13 protein-coding genes are annotated in these 16,369 nt (G+C 54.0%); 2 read left to right on the top strand and 11 right to left on the bottom strand.

The genetic code is table 11. The features are described 5' to 3' along the window. Positions 1 to 10: 10 nt before the first annotated feature. The 10 genes from QZQ29_RS03345 to QZQ29_RS03300 all read right to left on the bottom strand — a co-directional run bounded on the left by QZQ29_RS03345 (position 11) and on the right by QZQ29_RS03300 (position 13,747). Positions 11 to 1,759, bottom strand: a complete 1,749-nt coding sequence (locus QZQ29_RS03345; protein WP_296959636.1) for a DUF2357 domain-containing protein — start codon at positions 1,757 to 1,759, stop codon at positions 11 to 13. Further along, positions 1,743 to 3,836, bottom strand: a complete 2,094-nt coding sequence (locus QZQ29_RS03340; RefSeq protein WP_296959634.1) for a restriction endonuclease — start codon at positions 3,834 to 3,836, stop codon at positions 1,743 to 1,745. The genes QZQ29_RS03345 and QZQ29_RS03340 overlap by 17 nt, the downstream gene beginning before the upstream one ends. Before the next feature lie 650 nt (positions 3,837 to 4,486). Then, the gene (locus tag QZQ29_RS03335) at positions 4,487 to 4,954 is read right to left on the bottom strand and encodes a hypothetical protein (RefSeq protein WP_296959631.1); all 468 of its coding nucleotides are present in this window, start codon (positions 4,952 to 4,954) and stop codon (positions 4,487 to 4,489) included. Positions 4,955 to 4,975: 21 nt separating this feature from the next. Then, the gene (locus QZQ29_RS03330; protein WP_296959629.1) at positions 4,976 to 5,410 is read right to left on the bottom strand and encodes a VOC family protein; all 435 of its coding nucleotides are present in this window, start codon (positions 5,408 to 5,410) and stop codon (positions 4,976 to 4,978) included. Between the two features lie 426 nt (positions 5,411 to 5,836). After that, entirely contained in the window at positions 5,837 to 6,550 is a 714-nt protein-coding gene (rsmG, locus tag QZQ29_RS03325; protein ID WP_296959626.1) for a 16S rRNA (guanine(527)-N(7))-methyltransferase RsmG, read from the bottom strand. A 695-nt stretch (positions 6,551 to 7,245) separates the two neighbouring features. Beyond that, positions 7,246 to 9,117, bottom strand: coding sequence for a tRNA uridine-5-carboxymethylaminomethyl(34) synthesis enzyme MnmG (gene mnmG, locus QZQ29_RS03320; RefSeq protein WP_296959624.1), 1,872 nt, complete (start codon positions 9,115 to 9,117; stop codon positions 7,246 to 7,248). Positions 9,118 to 9,689: 572 nt separating this feature from the next. Continuing rightward, a complete protein-coding gene (gene mnmE / locus QZQ29_RS03315; RefSeq protein ID WP_296959621.1) occupies positions 9,690 to 11,069 on the bottom strand; it encodes a tRNA uridine-5-carboxymethylaminomethyl(34) synthesis GTPase MnmE in 1,380 nt (459 codons plus the stop codon). A gap of 254 nt (positions 11,070 to 11,323) precedes the next feature. After that, positions 11,324 to 12,427: a cation diffusion facilitator family transporter gene (locus tag QZQ29_RS03310; protein ID WP_296959617.1), complete on the bottom strand. Its 1,104-nt coding sequence runs from the start codon at positions 12,425 to 12,427 to the stop codon at positions 11,324 to 11,326. 187 nt (positions 12,428 to 12,614) lie between these two features. Continuing rightward, positions 12,615 to 13,166 carry a glutathione peroxidase gene (locus QZQ29_RS03305; RefSeq protein WP_296959614.1) on the bottom strand — a complete coding sequence of 184 codons (552 nt, stop codon included), beginning with the start codon at positions 13,164 to 13,166 and terminating at the stop codon, positions 12,615 to 12,617. Positions 13,167 to 13,195: 29 nt separating this feature from the next. Continuing rightward, positions 13,196 to 13,747 (bottom strand): glutathione peroxidase, encoded by a 552-nt coding sequence (locus QZQ29_RS03300; protein ID WP_296959611.1) that lies wholly within the window; start codon positions 13,745 to 13,747, stop codon positions 13,196 to 13,198. Between the two features lie 348 nt (positions 13,748 to 14,095). Between QZQ29_RS03300 and QZQ29_RS03295 the strand changes: the two genes are divergently transcribed. Then, positions 14,096 to 14,548 (top strand): MarR family transcriptional regulator, encoded by a 453-nt coding sequence (locus tag QZQ29_RS03295; protein WP_296959660.1) that lies wholly within the window; start codon positions 14,096 to 14,098, stop codon positions 14,546 to 14,548. A gap of 132 nt (positions 14,549 to 14,680) precedes the next feature. Here QZQ29_RS03295 and QZQ29_RS03290 read toward each other — a convergent pair whose 3' ends face one another. Then, positions 14,681 to 15,109: a DNA starvation/stationary phase protection protein gene (locus QZQ29_RS03290; protein WP_296959609.1), complete on the bottom strand. Its 429-nt coding sequence runs from the start codon at positions 15,107 to 15,109 to the stop codon at positions 14,681 to 14,683. A 157-nt stretch (positions 15,110 to 15,266) separates the two neighbouring features. Between QZQ29_RS03290 and QZQ29_RS03285 the strand changes: the two genes are divergently transcribed. Next, a complete protein-coding gene (locus tag QZQ29_RS03285) occupies positions 15,267 to 16,145 on the top strand; it encodes a helix-turn-helix domain-containing protein (protein WP_296959606.1) in 879 nt (292 codons plus the stop codon). The last annotated feature ends 224 nt before the right edge of the window (positions 16,146 to 16,369 follow it).

The raw sequence follows: 16,369 nt of genomic DNA, 5'->3' as shown, positions 1-16,369 counted from the left end.
GCCGGGTTCTTTATTGTCTAAGGGATGTGAGGTAGTTTTCCAGTTCGTCTGCCAGTCTTTCGTTGCCGGAAAGGCCGGGGGCCAGGGGGATGAAGCGGAGGCTGTAGTCTTCGTCGCTTCTTCCGGGGATTTCTCTGGGGAAGACGGCCCACACTTCTTTCACCGGGCGGCTGTCGCGGAGGGAGGCGGTTTCGTCGAGGTCTCGGTAGAAGCGGGTGTTCATGTCGCGGTAGGCGTTGAACTGGCGGCGGAGGCTGGCGCTTCTTGTTTCGTCCTGCCATAGGAAGAGGAGGTCCCTGTATTTGAAGTCCGCCACCAGGGAGCCGTAGTAGAGGCCGCCTTTGTAGTAGTCCAGTCGGAGGTCCGGCTGGCGGTGGCTGTTATTGGTGTAGAGGGGATGGTTTTCTCTGTCCGTGTCGGCAGACGCTGCAGGAAGGATGCCGTCGTAGGTGAGGTGCACTTCTTCGCCGTCTCTTTTGAGTTTGATTTCCGTGCCCGATTCCAGGGATGAGAGGCGGTAGCGGCCGCCTTCGCGGATGACGGAGATGCCTTCTTCCAGTTCCCAGCCCTTGGCAGAGAGGGCTTTGATGAATTGGAGGAAGCTCCACATTTCATAGAGTTTGTCCGTCCGTTTCCACTGGAACTGGTAGAAGCTGGATACGTCCAGGCTCTGGGCGGGGTCGGAGAGGTTTTTGTAGAGGCGGTAGAGTACACTGTACCGGGGGTCCATGAAGACGGTCATGGGCACTTCGCCGCCGATTTCCGCCTTTGCTTCTTCAAACCAGGGCGCCATGGATACGCGGCCTATGCTGCCGCGGATACGGCGGGCCCGCCGGCGGTAGAGGGACAGGCGGGAGAGCGCCTTTTCACCGGTTCTGTATTCCAGTCCCCAGGTGTATTTCCGAAGTTCCGCCTGTTTCTCCTCCAGCCGCCTGATGGGACCGTCGATTTCTTCCAGGAACTGCTGGAGAATGTGGTCCAGCCGCAGGAGGATGGATTTGGCGAAACGGTTTTCTTCCACGTCCCTGGTGATTTCCGTGCGGAAGGCAGGCATGCGCTCGGCGCCCTGCCTTTCTTTCACATGCTGGGGACGGATGTGGGGGTCCGGGCGCCGGCCTTCTTCCTGCCGTATCTGTTTCAGGCGGAGCACCATGCGGGTGTTGGCGGTGTGGGAGAGTTCGTCAAGCACGTTCAGTACCACCGACGATTCGCTGCTGATGGTGTAGAAGCGGAGGAGCATGGATGCGCTTAATCCCAAGGCCCCTTCCAGGGCTTTGGAAATATGAATGTTCTTTTTCATGAAATCGAAGGACAGTGTCCTGATTTCATCGGCCAGTTCGTCCCGCATGTCCTGCCAGCTCTGCTTGCCCATGTACTTGGGGGTGATTTCCATGAGGCCGTACCAGCGTCTGCCGTTTCCTTCCACCGTAAGCACATAGTAGCCCGGCACCAGGGGGAAGTCCTGGCCTTCGAAGAGAAGGAGCGGCTGGTCCTGCCGCCGGAAGGGGGCGATGTAGGTCTGGCCGTTTTCTCTTTCTTCACCGGGGATGGTGACCACGTCCAGACCGTCCATGGTGAAGCGGAAGCCCCTTGGCGCGTCGAAGCGGATGTAAATATCCTGGTTTTCGGTGAAGGTAAGGCCGGGGCCCATGTCTTCCCCCAGTTCTTCCGGGTCTTCGGTGAAGCGGGTGAAGTAGCGCACGCCCTTATCCCAGCCGCCGGAGAAGGTGAGGGTGAAGGGTCTAGATGGTGTAGTCATAGAGTTTCAGCTCCCTGGCTTTTTCCTCCAGTACCTTCCGGGCCGAGGTGAAGGGTGACAGCCGGCTGAATTTTTCCAGCACCTCCGGCAGGGAACCGGTGAGTTCTCCCTTGTCGCTGGTGGATACCAGGGTGCTGAGCTGCTGGGCGGAGCCCCGGAGTTTGGTGAGGATGCGCTGTACCACCTGGGCGTCCAGGCCGTCTTCCCTGGTGAAGGAAAGGCCCTCCGGAATGTTTTCCAGGTACCGTCCCATCTGGCAGGCAATGCGGAAGCCGATGCCGCACTGGATGCCGCTCTTCCGGAAGGCATCGTTCAATGCGTCCAGAAGGTCCAGTTCCTCCTCCGAAAGGCCCAGTCCGTCCCGAACGCAGAAGCTCTCAAAGCGGGCGGACGGGATTTCCGGCCAGTCTGTCTTTTCCTTTTTTCCCAAAGACAGGAGGTCGCGGAACCGGCCCTGGTGAAGGGTAATCACATTGGCCCTATCCAGGATTTTATCGGAGAAATGGTAGGTAGATTCGTCCACATTCACGGTTCCTGTGAAAAGGACGTTTTTCCCGATGGGGATTTCCGCCGGATAGGCGTCGCCATTGTAGAGGCGGCTCCGAAGGCTGGGGTTGTAGAGGCGGATTACCGGATTTTCTTCCTTTTCCAGTACGGAAATAAACTGGGCAAAGTAGTGTTCCGCCCGGGCCAGATTCATTTCATCGAAGCAGATAAGGAACATTTCCTCCGTATGGGCGGCGGCGTCGATGAGGAGTTCCGCCAGGCCCGTGTCTGCGCTGCGGTACACCATGTTCTTCGTGTCCACATAGCCCAGGATATCGCCGTCATCCATCCAGGAGGGGCGCACCGCCAGGAAGCGGACATGATTTTCCGGAAGGCCCAGGGCCCTTCCATAGAGGCGGACCAGTCCCGATTTCCCGGTACCGCTCATGCCGGCCAGTATGGTAAGGCGGGAAGATTTCAAAGAAATATGGAAATTGATGAGGTCATTCTTGTCATAAAGGAGGCCCGACTTATCCGCCGTTTCCGACAGCCTTTCCAGAAATTCTCCTTCCGCCGGCTCATTTTCCTTCTCTTCGGAGGTGATTTCCTCTTCCCCGCTTCTTACGGGTTCCCTGTCGTCCCGGGAGGTGAGGCTCCTGATGATTCTTTCCACGTCCGCTTCGCTGTAGGTCTTTTCCTCCAGGTCTTCCCGGTCAATGCTTACGGGCTCGTCGTCGGCAAAGGGATTCACCGCCACGCCGCTGTCCGCCAGAAGGTCGCCGTCTGCAGGAACGGGCTTCAGGTTCAGCCGGAAATCGGGGATAAATTCCTCCGGCACATACCACAGGGGAGAATGAGTGCAGCGGAGGATGTGGGAGAAGAGCTCCGAATTTTTGAAATCCACCACGCCATAGCCCAGGGGGCCGTTGTTCTTCACATGGAAATAGGCGCCCCCTTCGCCGATGACGGTGGAGTCAAAAGCATCGTCATAGAGGGGCGCGAAAACCACCCAGGGCCCCAGCTTTCCTTCAAAGTTCTTCGTAGCCGCCACGATGATCCGGGGCTGCACATCGTTGTTCCAGTATTTCTTGGACAGCCCGGGCAGCGGCTTACCGGTGAGGATATGGCTGCAGAACTTGTTGATATCGCCGGAAAAGGGCGGCTGGTCCACGGTGCCGAAGGCAGGGATGGGATAGAAATGGCTGTCCACATCCATGAAGGGCGTGGTGCCTTCCAGCTGCATATCGTCCAGCACAAAAAACTTATTGTTCCGGATGGCCGGCGTAAAAGTGACGAAAGCGTCGCCAAAAACGGTTTTCAGGTAGTGCAGGGCATCGGCCTCATTGGCAAAGGCATTGTACCCGCAGCCAATGCGGCTCATGAAGCCTGTAAAGCCGTGCTTTTCCGAATCCTCAAATCCCCTGGGCAGCGGAGAGAGAGGGTCCACAAAAAAGCGATAGTCCTTCATCCCCGGCTGGGGCGTAGACAGCTTCACGCCGGGACGCACCCGTCCCAGCACCTTGCCGTCCGCCTGCCGGAGCGCAAAAAAAGAACTATCGCCGTTTCCATAATTTGAGTTGTAACTCCCCATATTCAATTTCCTTCTTTCCCGGACGGCCGCCGGACATGCTGCTTTATGACCTGTCATAAAGCCTTTCCTGCCCTGTGCCGCCACTTCTAACTCTGTACGAAAAAATCTTTCGTATCAACACAATAGGCGAAATGAATCATCATTCATTTCGCGCCGGGGAAAGCGCTGATTCAATCAGAGTTTTTCCCGCTTACATTTTCTTCGTTCCTAAAACATTTAGGGACTCTTTATATTTTAACATATGAAGGAAGGAGAGAAAAGAAAGATGCTTGACCCCGCTGCCGTTCATACCGGCAGGAAACTTTTAGCGAATAGTTTCCTATCCGGCATGACTCGATTGTGTTTCATACCGGCAGGAAACCTTTCGCGGATAGTTTCCCATTCGACATAGCGCCATTGCGTTTCAATGCGACAGGAAACTTTTCGCGTACAGTTTCCTGTCCGGCATGGTACCGATGCGTTTCATCTCAATAGGAAACCCTTCGCGTATGGTTTCCTATCCGGCATCGCACCATTGCGTTTCACCGCGGCAGGAAACTATTTGCGTATAGTTTCCCGCCCGGCATGGCACTATGGCGTCACACACCGATAGGAAACTGTTCGCAGATCCGGCATGGCACCGCCGCCTGCCTCATCATCCCCCGATTTCCTCAGCGTCCCTGCTGCTCCCAGTCGCTCCAGTGATTCGGGAAAATCAGGGCCAGCACCGTTCCCATGACCAGAATGGCGTACTTGATGCCCGACGGCATGAAGAGGTCGGAGATAATGTACATGAGAATCACCACTGCCGCAAGCTCCCGGCCCCTTGGATAGACCCGGTACCGCTGTATCCACGACGCCCCCAGGATGACATTGGCAGAGAGGGTCATGAAAAGCTGAAGGACGCCGATAATGATGAGATTCTTCGTGAAATCCAGCCGAAGGAGGTACACCCCCGTCATAAGCAGGATGGAAAGAACTACCGCCCCCGCCGCCATAGGCAGCCGCTTCAGGAGAGCCTTCCTGGAAATGCTGCGCCGCACGTCAAGGGGCGTTTTCTTATAGGTAAGAAAAGCAATGATGACGGCGGACAAGATATACTCCGCCGTAAAGAAAAGATTGGAATAATAAGGTGTCAATGGCTTATCCTTTCTGGAAATTTATTCATCTGCCAGGGCTTCATCATTATCGGGCTGAAGGGTTCTGTCCGCCTCCTGCCGGATGTACCGGGCGATTTCGATGAGATTGCCGTCGGGATCCCGAAGGTAAATACTCTTCATGGGCCCCCTGGCGCCATGGCGGTCCACAATATCCGTAATCACCGGCGCCCCCTTTGTAAGAAGCTCCGAAAGCACCTTCTCCATAGGCGTCTCCGTAATGATACAGAGATCAATGCTTCCGGACACCGGATAGGCCGCCGCCGGCTTAAACTCCCCCGGCCGGCGGTGAATGTTGATTTTGCATCTTCCAAACAGAAGGGCATACCGCCCGTTCTCACAGGACACGGTCATCCCCAGGAAATCCCGGTAAAAATGAAGGCACTCCTCCAGATGGCTCGTGGTGAGGACGATATGGTCAAAATTTTTCAGCTTCATAGCGCAGAAACGCTCCTTGTTCCGTAAATTTTAGATATACTATATTCTATCTGTTTAGGAGGGAATAGTCAAAAGGAGCCGCGAGGCGGCTCCTTTTGACATTTGACACGCCTTCGGCGTGAGGGTTCAGAGGGTTCAGAAGTTTCAAAGGGTTCAGAGGGTGGTGGTGGCGCCCTTCGGGCGCAGATTAAAAAGAAGGGGGGGCGGCTTCGCCGCCGGCTGCGGCCTGCGGGCGCCGATGGAAAAGGCCCCTTTCGGGGCCTAATGCCTTAACAGGCGGGCTTCGTCCGTAAAAGACAGCAAACCCAAACCCCAGGCGTCAGAAGAACAATGCACCGCGGCCAGCGGCAAGCAGACAGCGGACTATCCCACTGTTATAAAGTACACTAGTTCACTAGTACACCAGCTCACTAGCTCACTAACTCATTATTCCCCCAGCACCGGTTTCTTTTCCGCTATACCCACTTTTCTTGGGTAGTTCTTCGGGCAGGGGGCGGTTTTACGGATATAAAGGATGGTGCGCCGGTCTCCTCCCGGCAGGGTGAGTTCCTTTTTTTCTTCCAGTGTGCCATGGAGTTCGCGAAGGATTTTCCCGGCGGTTTTCATTTCTTCATCGGCGCCGGGGCCCTTCATGGCTGCGAAGACGCCGCCTACCCGGACGAAGGGAATGGCCCATTCCGATATGATGGGCATGGCCTTTACCGCCCGGGCGGTGACTACATCGAAGGCTTCTCTTGTCTTTCTTCTGCGGCCTCCTTCTTCTGCACGGATATGGAGGCATTTCACGTTTTTAATGCCCAGATTGGCGCAGGCCCCTTCGATGAAGTTCAGTTTCTTCTGGATGGAATCCACCAGGATGAACTGCATGTCCGGCCTCAAAATGGCCAGGGGCACGCCGGGGAAGCCGGCACCGGTGCCAAGGTCCAGGACCCGTCCCTTTTCGGGAAAATATTTTTCATCATACACGGTAAGTGAATCATACACGTTTTTGATAAGACTTTCCTCTACGTCCTTAATGCCGGTGAGATTCACCTTTTTGCTCATGGCAATGACCATGGCGTTGTACTCAGTCAGCTTGAGAGCGGCCTCCTCATTGGCCGGAAGGCCCAGGGCCTCCATCATTTCGCAGGCTGTCATCATTTTCTTTTCTCCTTCCAAAAAGAAATACCTGATGAAATCGTCCGTTCTTCCCTTATTTTCCCTGTGGGAAGAAGGATGGTATTTATATAAAAGGTTCTTAATTTTGACCGGCCATTGGCCGGAGGGTTCTTAGGTTTGGCAAGCCCTACGGGCTTGAGGGCTGCTGCGGCGGCTTGAGGGCCGCTTTGCGGCCGGGTTCAAAAGGTTCAGAGGGTTGTGGTGGCGGCTTCGCCGCAAATTAAAGAGGGGCCGCGGCTGCGCCGCAGGTTGTGGCCGCCTATCGGCGGCGGGTTGTGTAAAAGGGTTGTGTAAAAGGTTCTCAGGTTTGACCGGCCGTTGGGCCGGAGGGTTCTTAGGTTTGACGGGCCTTTGGCCCGAGGGTTGTGGTGGCAGCTTCTCCGCAGAATTTATATTGGCGCCCGCAGGGCGCCCACCTCCCCAATCGGTCGGGCGATTAAAAGGAAGGCCTCCTATTGGGCAGGCTAGAGGCCAACTTCGCCCGACTTGCGTATTCCATGCGGAATACGCACAGAGCGATACTATATAACTTCCCTTTGAACCAGCCCGGAAGGCGAAGCCCTTCCCGGGCCGAACCCGGGGCACTGAGGGGCAATAGCCCCGACAGTGCCCTGCACCCTCTGAACCCGCTTGCTTTCGGGAATACGGGTCCCCGCCGCCAGTGACACACTGCCCCCCTATTTCCCTGCTTTCATTCTCTTCACGTACACCATGAGTACCGACATATCTGCCGGAGAGACGCCGGAGATGCGGGAGGCCTGGCCCAGGGAGAGGGGCCGGATTTTGTCCAGTTTCTGCCTTGCTTCGATGGAAATGCCTTCCAGATGAAGGTAGTCCATGTCCTTTGGCATTTTTTCACTTTCCATGCGGGCCGCTTTTCGGACCGCCGCTTCCTGGCGGGCAATGTAGCCTTCATACTTCACGGTGATTTCCATTTCTTCCACCGCTTCGGGGTCGAAGGCAGGGCATCCCAGGACGTCCACCATTTTCTGGTAGGTCATTTCAGGGCGCTTCAGGATCTTGTCGGCACCCATGCCGGTGGTGAGGGGTGCGGAGCCTATGCTTTCCAGGGCAGCATTCACTTCCGCCTTCGGTGTGAAGCGTTTGGTGCGGATGTAGTTCATGGCTTCTTCAAATTTTCTCTTCCTGTCCTGGAAACGGCGGTACCGTTCTTCGGTGACCAGCCCGATGTCGTAACCCTTCTGGGTGAGGCGGAGGTCCGCATTGTCCTGACGGAGGATGAGTCTATATTCGCTGCGGCTGGTCATCATACGGTAGGGTTCGTTGGTGCCCTTGGTGACCAGGTCGTCGATTAAGGCGCCGGTGTAGGCTTCGTGGCGGCCCAGGATGAAGGGTTCCTTTCCTTTGATTTTAAGGGCTGCATTGATGCCTGCCATGAGGCCCTGGGCTGCCGCTTCTTCGTAGCCCGAGGTGCCGTTGGACTGGCCGGCGGAATAAAGGCCGGGGAGTTTCTTCACTTCCAGGGTAGGATAGAGCTGGAGCGGATCCAAGAGGTCGTATTCGATGGCATAGGCCGGGCGCATGACCTTCACATCCTCCAGACCCGGAATGGTACGGAGGAAGGCGTACTGCACATCGATGGGCATGGAGGTAGACATGCCCTGCACGTACATTTCATTGGTGTCAAGGCCTTCCGGTTCGATGAAGAGCTGGTGCCGTTTCTTGTCGGGGAAACGAACCACCTTGTCTTCGATGGAAGGGCAGTAGCGGGCGCCTACGCCGTGGATGAGGCCGGCGTACTTGGGAGCCCGCATGAGGTTTTCCCGGATAATGGCATGGGTGGTCTCATTGGTGTAGGTGAGCCAGCAGTTTCGCTGGTTCCGGTCCGCCCGTTCGTCCATGAAGGAAAAGGCATGGTTCTTCGGATCTCCCTGTTCCAGCTGCATATGGTCCAGATGGAGGCTTCGAATATCTACGCGGCTGGGGGTGCCTGTCTTGAAGCGGAGGATGTCCAGGCCGTGTTTCTTCAGATTTTCCGAAAGGCCCACAGAGGGACGCATGCCGTTGGGGCCGCCGGAATACATGGTGTCGCCGATGATGATTTCGCTGTCCAGATAAGTGCCGGTGCAGAGAATCACCGCTTTGGCCCGGTATTCTTCGTGGAGTTCCGTGGTAATGCCCACGCATTTCCCGTCTTCCACAATAATGTCCATCACCTGCACCTGCTTCAGGTCCAGGTTCTCCGTATTCTCCACCACCTGTTTCATGTAGCGGTGGTAAGCGTTCTTGTCGGATTGGGCGCGGAGGGCATACACCGCCGGCCCCTTGCCCAGGTTCAGCATGCGCATCTGGATGGCGGTCTTATCCGCTGCAATACCCATTTCCCCGCCCAGAGCGTCGATTTCCTTCACCAGATGGCTCTTGCCGGGCCCGCCGATGGCAGGATTGCAGGGCATCATGGCCACGTTCTCCAGGGAAATGGTGGTAAGGAGTGTTTTGCAGCCGAGACGGGCGGCGGCCAGCGCCGCCTCGCAGCCCGCATGGCCGGCTCCTACCACGATCACATCATACGTATCAATCAGATACATGGTTTCCTTCTTTCTTCAATGAAAGAAGCAGCAGAAGCTGCTTCTCTATAATGTAATAAGCTGATACTTTATTATATAAAATTTGAGGTGTGTTTAAAAGGGGAAAATGCTGTGGGGCCGCGAAGCGGCCCTGGGTTCAGAGGGTTCAGAAGGTTCTGCCTGCCTTCGGCAGGCGGGTTCAAAGGGTGGTGGTATCGCCCTTCGGGCGATGCCTTTGCTTCGCAAAGGCCTATCCTCACCGCTCCGCGGAGCTCCTTCCAAAGGAAGGAGCCTACGTTACGTGCTTACTTTCTCGCCGTCACAGTCATTCTGAGCGTAAGCGAAGAATCTTTGTGCATGCCGATAGTATCTCATCTAGCGATAAATACCAGTCGGGGGAATTGGCCGCTATCGCGGCCACCCCCTATCCGGCTGCGCCGGACTTCCCCCTATTCAGGGGGCAGAACAGACCTCTCTACGCTTTCCACCGGCGGACAGCGGATAGCGGCCCCACCGTCCCACCAGCCCACTAGTGGACTAGTACACTAGTACACTAGTACACTAGTACACCAGCTCACCAGTACACTATCCCACTATTTCCCCACACAGAACCGTTCGAAAATCTTGTTTATCAGTTCGTTATCCACCGTTTCTCCGGTGATTTCTCCCATGAGGTTCCAGGCTTCCACCAAATCCACGGTGATGCAGTCGGCAGGCATGCTGTCTTCCAGGGACTGCCGGGCCCGGCGGACCGCTTCCAGCGCTTTTTTCACGAGATCCACATGGCGGAGGTTGGTGAGGAAGAGCTGCCTGCCGGCGTCCTGGTCCTGGGTTTCGGTGAGACGGCGGAGGGCTTCTTCCAGTTCTTCCATGCCGCTGCCGTAGCGGGCGGAGAGGGATACCACCGGCGCATCTCCTGCCAGTTCTTTGATTTCCTTTACGCTCACTTCCTGGGGGAGGTCGTATTTATTGAGAATCACCATGGATTTCCTTCCTTTCAGGGAGGAAAGGAGTTCCTGGTCTTCTTTTTCCAGAGGCTGGGAGCCGTCGATGACGGCCAGCACAAGGTCCGCCTGTTCCATGGATTTCCTGGCTCTCTCGATGCCGATTTTTTCCACTTTATTATCGGTTTCCCGAAGGCCGGCGGTGTCCATGAGCAGGAGGGGAACGCCGCCGATTTTGATGGATTCTTCGATGGTGTCCCTGGTGGTACCGGGAATATCCGTCACAATGGCCCTATCCTCCTGGAGAAGGGCATTCAGGAGGCTGGATTTGCCGGCGTTCGGCCGTCCTACGATGGCGGTGCGGAGGCCGTCTTTGATGATTCTTCCTTCTTCCGACCGTTTCAGCAGGGTGGAGAGGCTTTTTTCAATGGCATCAAGACCTTCTCCGATTTCCTCATTGGTCATGTCCTCCAGGTCCTCATCGGGATAGTCGATGGTCACTTCCAGCTTGGTAATCAGGTCGGTGAGCTGATTCCTGCTTTCCCTGACAAAGCGGGAAAGGGCACCGGAGAGATGGCTTTCCGCCTGGGAAAGGGCGGCGGAGCCTTTGGCTTCTATAATGTCCATCACCGCTTCCGCCTGAGTAAGGTCCAGCCGGCCATTAAGGAAGGCCCGTTTCGTAAATTCGCCGCGGCTGGCAGGGACGGCGCCGCTTTCCAGGGTGAGCTCCAGTGTTTCCCGGAGAGCTTCGGCGGAACCGTGAATCTGGATTTCCACTACGTCTTCGCCGGTGTAGGAGTGGGGCGCCTTCATATACACCGCCAGTCCTTCGTCCACCTTTCTATCCCCCTTTCCTACGTGGCCGAAATACATGAGGTAGGGCATGGCGTCCCGGAAGGTTTTAATTTTTTTCGTATGAAAGACAGCGTCCGCCACCTGTATGGCATTCATGCCGCTGATGCGGACGATGCCGATGCCCCCTTCGCCGGGGGCGGTGGCGATGGCTGCAATGGTTGTTTCTTCGTACATATAGAACTCCTTAAGGAAAACAGATTGAAATTTATATATATTGTAGCAGAGTCCGCCACCGATGTCATGGGGTTTACTTTCTTTATGCCAAGGAGTCTTTATGGTACAGGCTGCCATGGGGCAGGAAATTTCTGGGCTCAGAGTTTCAATAGAAGACGAATACATCTATCATCATCCCCCGCATTGGAAAATAGTAACGTAAAAAATGGCTGTGAAGAAACGAGTCATATCTTCACAGCCATTAATCTTTTCCGTCAAGAGGAGTAGTCCAGATCTTCATAGGCCAGGAAATCGTAGTCCGGGTATTGTTCCTTCATCTTTTTCTCTATATCCCGGCAGGCCTTATTTCTATCTTTTTCATCAAAGCTGAAGACCAGGTCGAAATTGACGAAATGCTCTGTTTCATCCACATAGAAGCCATGAATCTGCAGGATATTGGGATTGCTTTTGGCGAAAACCCGCAGACTCTGCCTTATCTTCCGGGCAGTTTCCGTGTCTTTGTTGGATGCATAAATGCCGATGGTGAGCTCCACGCCGAATTCGTCTATCATGGCGCGCATGATTTTTCTTGTCAGTATCTGGATGTCCCTGGCAGTCATGGCATCTGCCACTTCGATGTGGACGGACCCGCTGTTTCTGGCAGGGCCGTAGTTATGGACTTCCAGGTCATAGGCACCCAGGACGCCGGGGAAGGAGGCGATTCTGCTCTTGATTTCATGGGACAGGCTGTCGTCAATGCGAAGACCGATGAGATGGTCCAGGGTATCCTTCAGGATTTCATAGCCTGCCTTCAGGATGAAGATGGAAATGATGAGGCCCAGCATGCCTTCCAGATTCCAGCCGAAGGCCAGATTGAGAATGGCGGACACCAGGGTGGCGCCGGAGAGGACCGCATCGGAGAGAGCATCAGTGCCGGAGGCGGTCAGGGCTTGGGATTTCAGGCGGCGGCCCTGATGGATTACATACTTCCCCAGTACCAGCTTCACCAGAATGCCTGCCACGATGATACCGAGGGTAAGCATAGAATAATTGGTGTCCGCCGGTTCCATCACCTTTTCAACGGACTCCTTGAAGGCCCCGGCCCCTGCCAGAAGCACGATGACTGAGATGATGGCGGAAGTAAAATATTCGATCCGCCCAAATCCGTAGGGATGCTCCCTGTCCGGTGCCCGGCCGGCCAGAAGGGTACCAACGATGGTCACGAGGGAGGAAAAGGCATCGGACAGGTTGTTCAGTCCGTCCAACACCACGGCAATGGAGTTGGCCATGAGCCCGGCTGCTGCCTTCACCGCCGCCAGAAATACATTGGCCGCCGCCCCCTGTATACTCACTTTTACAATTTCTCTGTTCCTATTCATCTCTGTCTCCTGTCTGCTCTTTCCTTATTTCTGTTCCAGGAAAGCGCTGATTAATTCGTTATATGCTTTTATTCTTGAATTTTTATGCAATGCAAGGAATGAGACGACGCGAATAGCGAGCTATTTAAGGGGTTTCATGACACAGCAGTGCATAAAAATTCTTATAAAAGCAAACTCTATGAATTAATCAGTGCTTCCCTATATACCGGTATACGGACCGTGCCACCTTGTCCATGGATTCCGTCGGTTCAAACCGTTCCACTACATGACCTTCACAGTCTACCAGAAATTTGGTGAAATTCCACTTGATATCAGGATTTTCCTTATAATGCCAGTCCCGCTGGCGGAGGAAAAGGCTCATGCCCAGGGCCTTGGCCCCTTTTCCAAATCCCTGGAAGTTTTTTTCCGATTTCAAATAGGTATAGAGAGGAAGTTCATGGGCCCCGTTCACATCCGCCTTTTTCATGCGGGGAAAGGTGGTGTGATATTTCAGGGAGCAGAACTTTTCTATACCCTCATCGTCTTCCGGCGCCTGCCCCAGAAACTGGTTACAGGGAATGTCCAGAATTTCCAGCCCCTTCTTCCGGAAGGCCTGGTACAGTTCTTCCAGCGCCCGGTACTGAGGCGTGAAGCCGCAGCGGGTGGCTGTATTGACGATGAGAAGCACCTTTCCCCGGAATTCTTCCAGGGCCACAATCCTGCCCCGGTTGTCCTCCAGCTTGAAATCATAAATACTCATAGATACCTCCTTATATCCCCGGCAGCTTCTTATTCTGCCAGCAGCTTTTCGATTTCCGTCTCCATGGAAACGGGGGACGCTGTAGGTTCGAAGCGGCCCACCGGCTGGCCTTCGCGGTTTACCAGGAACTTGGTGAAGTTCCACTTAATGGAATCCCCTTCCAGGTATTCCGGGAAATGGCTCTTCAGAGCATTGGTCAGCATTTCCGTGCTGGGGGAGTCCGGTTCAAAACCCTTAAATTTCTGTTCTTCCGTAAGGTACTTGAAGAGGGGCTGTGCATTGTCTCCCCGTACGTCTCCTTTTCCAAAAATCCGGAAAGTGACGCCGTAGTTCAGGCGGCAGAATTCTTGTACTTCCTGGTTGCTGCCCGGTTCCTGATGGGCAAACTGGTCGCAGGGGAAGCCCAGGATTTCCAGGCCCCTGTCTTTATACTTCATATACAGATCCTGCAGTTCCTTGAACTGGGGAGTGAAACCGCACTTGCTGGCGGTATTTACGATAATGAGCACCTTACCCTTGTAGTCGGCCAGGGATTTTTCCTCGCCTCTGCTTGTTTTTGCTTTGAAATCATATACGTTCATGGGAATTCTCCTTTTCTATTGTATTACTCATTGAAATGTCCGGGAAATAATAAATATGCTGCCTTACCGGAGCAGGGCGTCAATGCCTGCCTTGTTGAAGCCAGGGACATAGTCCTTATCGTTGACTGTGGTGATGGGCACCATGGTGTCGCCGGTGAGCTTATAGCAGGCATCCCGGTCTGCTTCGTTTTCTTCAACGTTGGTGTTTCTGTTCTTTATGTTTGTTATTATACCGCTTAGTTTAATTTTGTCAAATTAAATTTTGCAAAATTATATTTGATTAAGCAAAGGAAGCCTGTTACAATAGGAATAAAGAATACATATTAAGAAGGTGATACCTTGGACAACATGAATGAATACGACTCCCTGCTTTTAGGAAACCAGCTCTGCTTTCCCCTCTATGCCAGCGCCCGGCGTATTATTGCGGCATACCATCCTTTTCTCACGAAAATCGGACTCACCTACCCCCAGTACATCACCATGATGGTGCTGTGGGAAGAAAAATCCATTACCATGCATGATCTGGGCCAGCGGCTCTATCTGGACTCCGGCACATTGACGCCGGTGCTGAAAAAACTGGAGAACCTTCACTATGTGAAGCGCAGCCGCCTGCCGGAAGATGAGCGGGTGGTGATTGTCACCATTACGGAGGAAGGTATGGCCCTTCGGGAGAAAGCCAAAGCCATCCCCCAAGCCCTGGCCTGCCGCCTCATGAGAAAAGGTGATTTGTTTACGCCGGAAGAAGTGGATACCCTCAAAAAAGAGCTCTACCGCATTATCAACGCCCTGGGGAAGAACTGATTTTCATAAGGAAAACGGACCTCTCCTATTCTTTCAATATAAAAACATCCCGTCCGCAGGGACAGGATGTTTTTTGCTGTCAGTTACAGAGCAGCCAAAAAAAGAGGGGCGCACCCCTCTTTTTTCTCTGTTTTATTTCAGCACCTGGCGGAGCATCCAGATTTCCTTGTAGAAGCTTTCGATGTAATCGTCCATGAGGGCGGAAGTGAGGTAGTCGCCGCTTTCATCGGCCGCTTTCTTCACTGCCAGCACATCGTCACGGAGAAGTTCGAAATCCTTCAGGGTGGAAGCGAAGGCTTCTGCCGAGGTGACTTCTTTGTTTTCCGCTTCTTCTACGGAAGAGAGGGAAAGGAAGCCCTTCAGTGTGGACTCCGGTTTCAGGGAGAGCTTCAGCATATCTTCCGCCACGCCGTCCACCATGCCGGCAATCATGTCATAGTAGCTTTCCAGCTTCGGATGATCGTCGAAGAAGTGATAGCCCTTCAGGTACCAGTGATAGCTCTGCAGTTTGTGGTATTCCACCACCAGGTCAGCCAGTAATTTGTTCAGTAATTTTTCCATGATAGTTCCTCCTTATATAAAAATGGATTTTGATCACTTTGTTTCGGAAACCGTATCTATTTATCTCGATTTCTGATATAATTATATCGTCAGAAATGAAATAAAAATAGCAAAATCATCTTTATATTTATTACTATCGTACAAATCGAGGTGTATCATGAAATCCTTTGCCCTTATCCCCGGAACTCCCGCCGCCAGCGGGATGGAAATGAAAACCCTCTACGCCGCCAAAGAGCGGGACATGAAGAATACGTCCACCCTTACCCACTGGCACGAGGAGGCGGAGTGCCTCTCCCTTCTTTCGGGGTCCCTGGAATTTCAAATCAACGAAAGAACCTTAACCCTAAAGCCCGGAGACACGCTTCTTCTCTTCCCCGGCGTTATCCACCGGAACGGCCGAAAGGCCAAAGATACCATCCTCATCCGGGTGCTGGTGAATGAGGACGTGATGACGGCGGATTCGGAAATCCAAAGCGCCGTCATCCGCCCCTTCCTGGAAAACCGGCGGTCCGATTTCCTCTACATTCCCTCTTCCATGGAAGGTGCCGGAAAAATCTCCTCTCTCATGGCGGACATAGAAAAAGCGGGGCGCGAAAAGGGGCCTCTGGGCCGCCTTTCGGTGATTGCCCGCCTGCACCTGCTTCTCTACCATCTCTATCTTCTCTTTCCGCCGGAGGAAAAGGGCGCGCCCCTTCCCTCTCCCTCGGACCGGGCGGTGATGAAGGACATGGCCGCCTATATCCGCAGCCACTACGGAGAGAAAATCACGCTGGATGAAATCGCTGCTGCCGGAAAGGTATCCCGCAGCAAGTGCTGCTCCCTTTTCAAAATCTACATGGACTCCTCCCCCATAGACTATGTAAACGAATACCGACTTTCCGTGAGCCGCACCCTGCTGGAATACCAGGACACGGCCATCGCCGACATCGCCTACGCCTGCGGCTTCTCCAGTCAGAGCTACTTCACCAAGCTCTTCAGCCGCACCTACCACATGACCCCCAGGGATTTCCGCGCCTCCTGCCGGAAGGCGGGATAAGGGCCTGCATGGAAAGAAGCACTGAAGCGCTATCGCATGTCAAACGGTCAGATGGTCAGGCAGAAGATAGAAGATAGAAAATAGAAAACAGAAAACAGTCAGACATCAGACGCCGCTCTGTCATTTTGACGAAAGCGGTACAGCTAAGGAAGCGCTGATTAAATCGTTATCGGATTTCATTCTTGTATTTTTATTCAATGCAAGGAATCAGTCGACGCGAATAG

Origin of the sequence: uncultured Dialister sp., from assembly GCF_900538805.1 — a bacterium.
Lineage (GTDB): Bacteria > Bacillota > Negativicutes > Veillonellales > Dialisteraceae > Dialister.
Note: the sequence above shows the minus strand (reverse complement) of the source record. Positions and strands in the feature narration are given on the sequence as shown.

Excerpts from the sequence above, each read along its gene's own strand:
- QZQ29_RS03345 (WP_296959636.1), bottom strand. The coding sequence starts at position 1,759 with ATGACTACACCATCTAGACCCTTCACCCTCACCTTCTCCGGCGGCTGG.
- QZQ29_RS03340 (WP_296959634.1), bottom strand. The coding sequence starts at position 3,836 with ATGGGGAGTTACAACTCAAATTATGGAAACGGCGATAGTTCTTTTTTT.
- QZQ29_RS03330 (WP_296959629.1), bottom strand. The coding sequence starts at position 5,410 with ATGAAGCTGAAAAATTTTGACCATATCGTCCTCACCACGAGCCATCTG.
- rsmG (WP_296959626.1), bottom strand. The coding sequence starts at position 6,550 with ATGATGACAGCCTGCGAAATGATGGAGGCCCTGGGCCTTCCGGCCAAT.
- mnmG (WP_296959624.1), bottom strand. The coding sequence starts at position 9,117 with ATGTATCTGATTGATACGTATGATGTGATCGTGGTAGGAGCCGGCCAT.
- mnmE (WP_296959621.1), bottom strand. The coding sequence starts at position 11,069 with ATGTACGAAGAAACAACCATTGCAGCCATCGCCACCGCCCCCGGCGAA.
- QZQ29_RS03310 (WP_296959617.1), bottom strand. The coding sequence starts at position 12,427 with ATGAATAGGAACAGAGAAATTGTAAAAGTGAGTATACAGGGGGCGGCG.
- QZQ29_RS03305 (WP_296959614.1), bottom strand. The coding sequence starts at position 13,166 with ATGAGTATTTATGATTTCAAGCTGGAGGACAACCGGGGCAGGATTGTG.
- QZQ29_RS03300 (WP_296959611.1), bottom strand. The coding sequence starts at position 13,747 with ATGAACGTATATGATTTCAAAGCAAAAACAAGCAGAGGCGAGGAAAAA.
- QZQ29_RS03295 (WP_296959660.1), top strand. The coding sequence starts at position 14,096 with ATGAATGAATACGACTCCCTGCTTTTAGGAAACCAGCTCTGCTTTCCC.
- QZQ29_RS03290 (WP_296959609.1), bottom strand. The coding sequence starts at position 15,109 with ATGGAAAAATTACTGAACAAATTACTGGCTGACCTGGTGGTGGAATAC.
- QZQ29_RS03285 (WP_296959606.1), top strand. The coding sequence starts at position 15,267 with ATGAAATCCTTTGCCCTTATCCCCGGAACTCCCGCCGCCAGCGGGATG.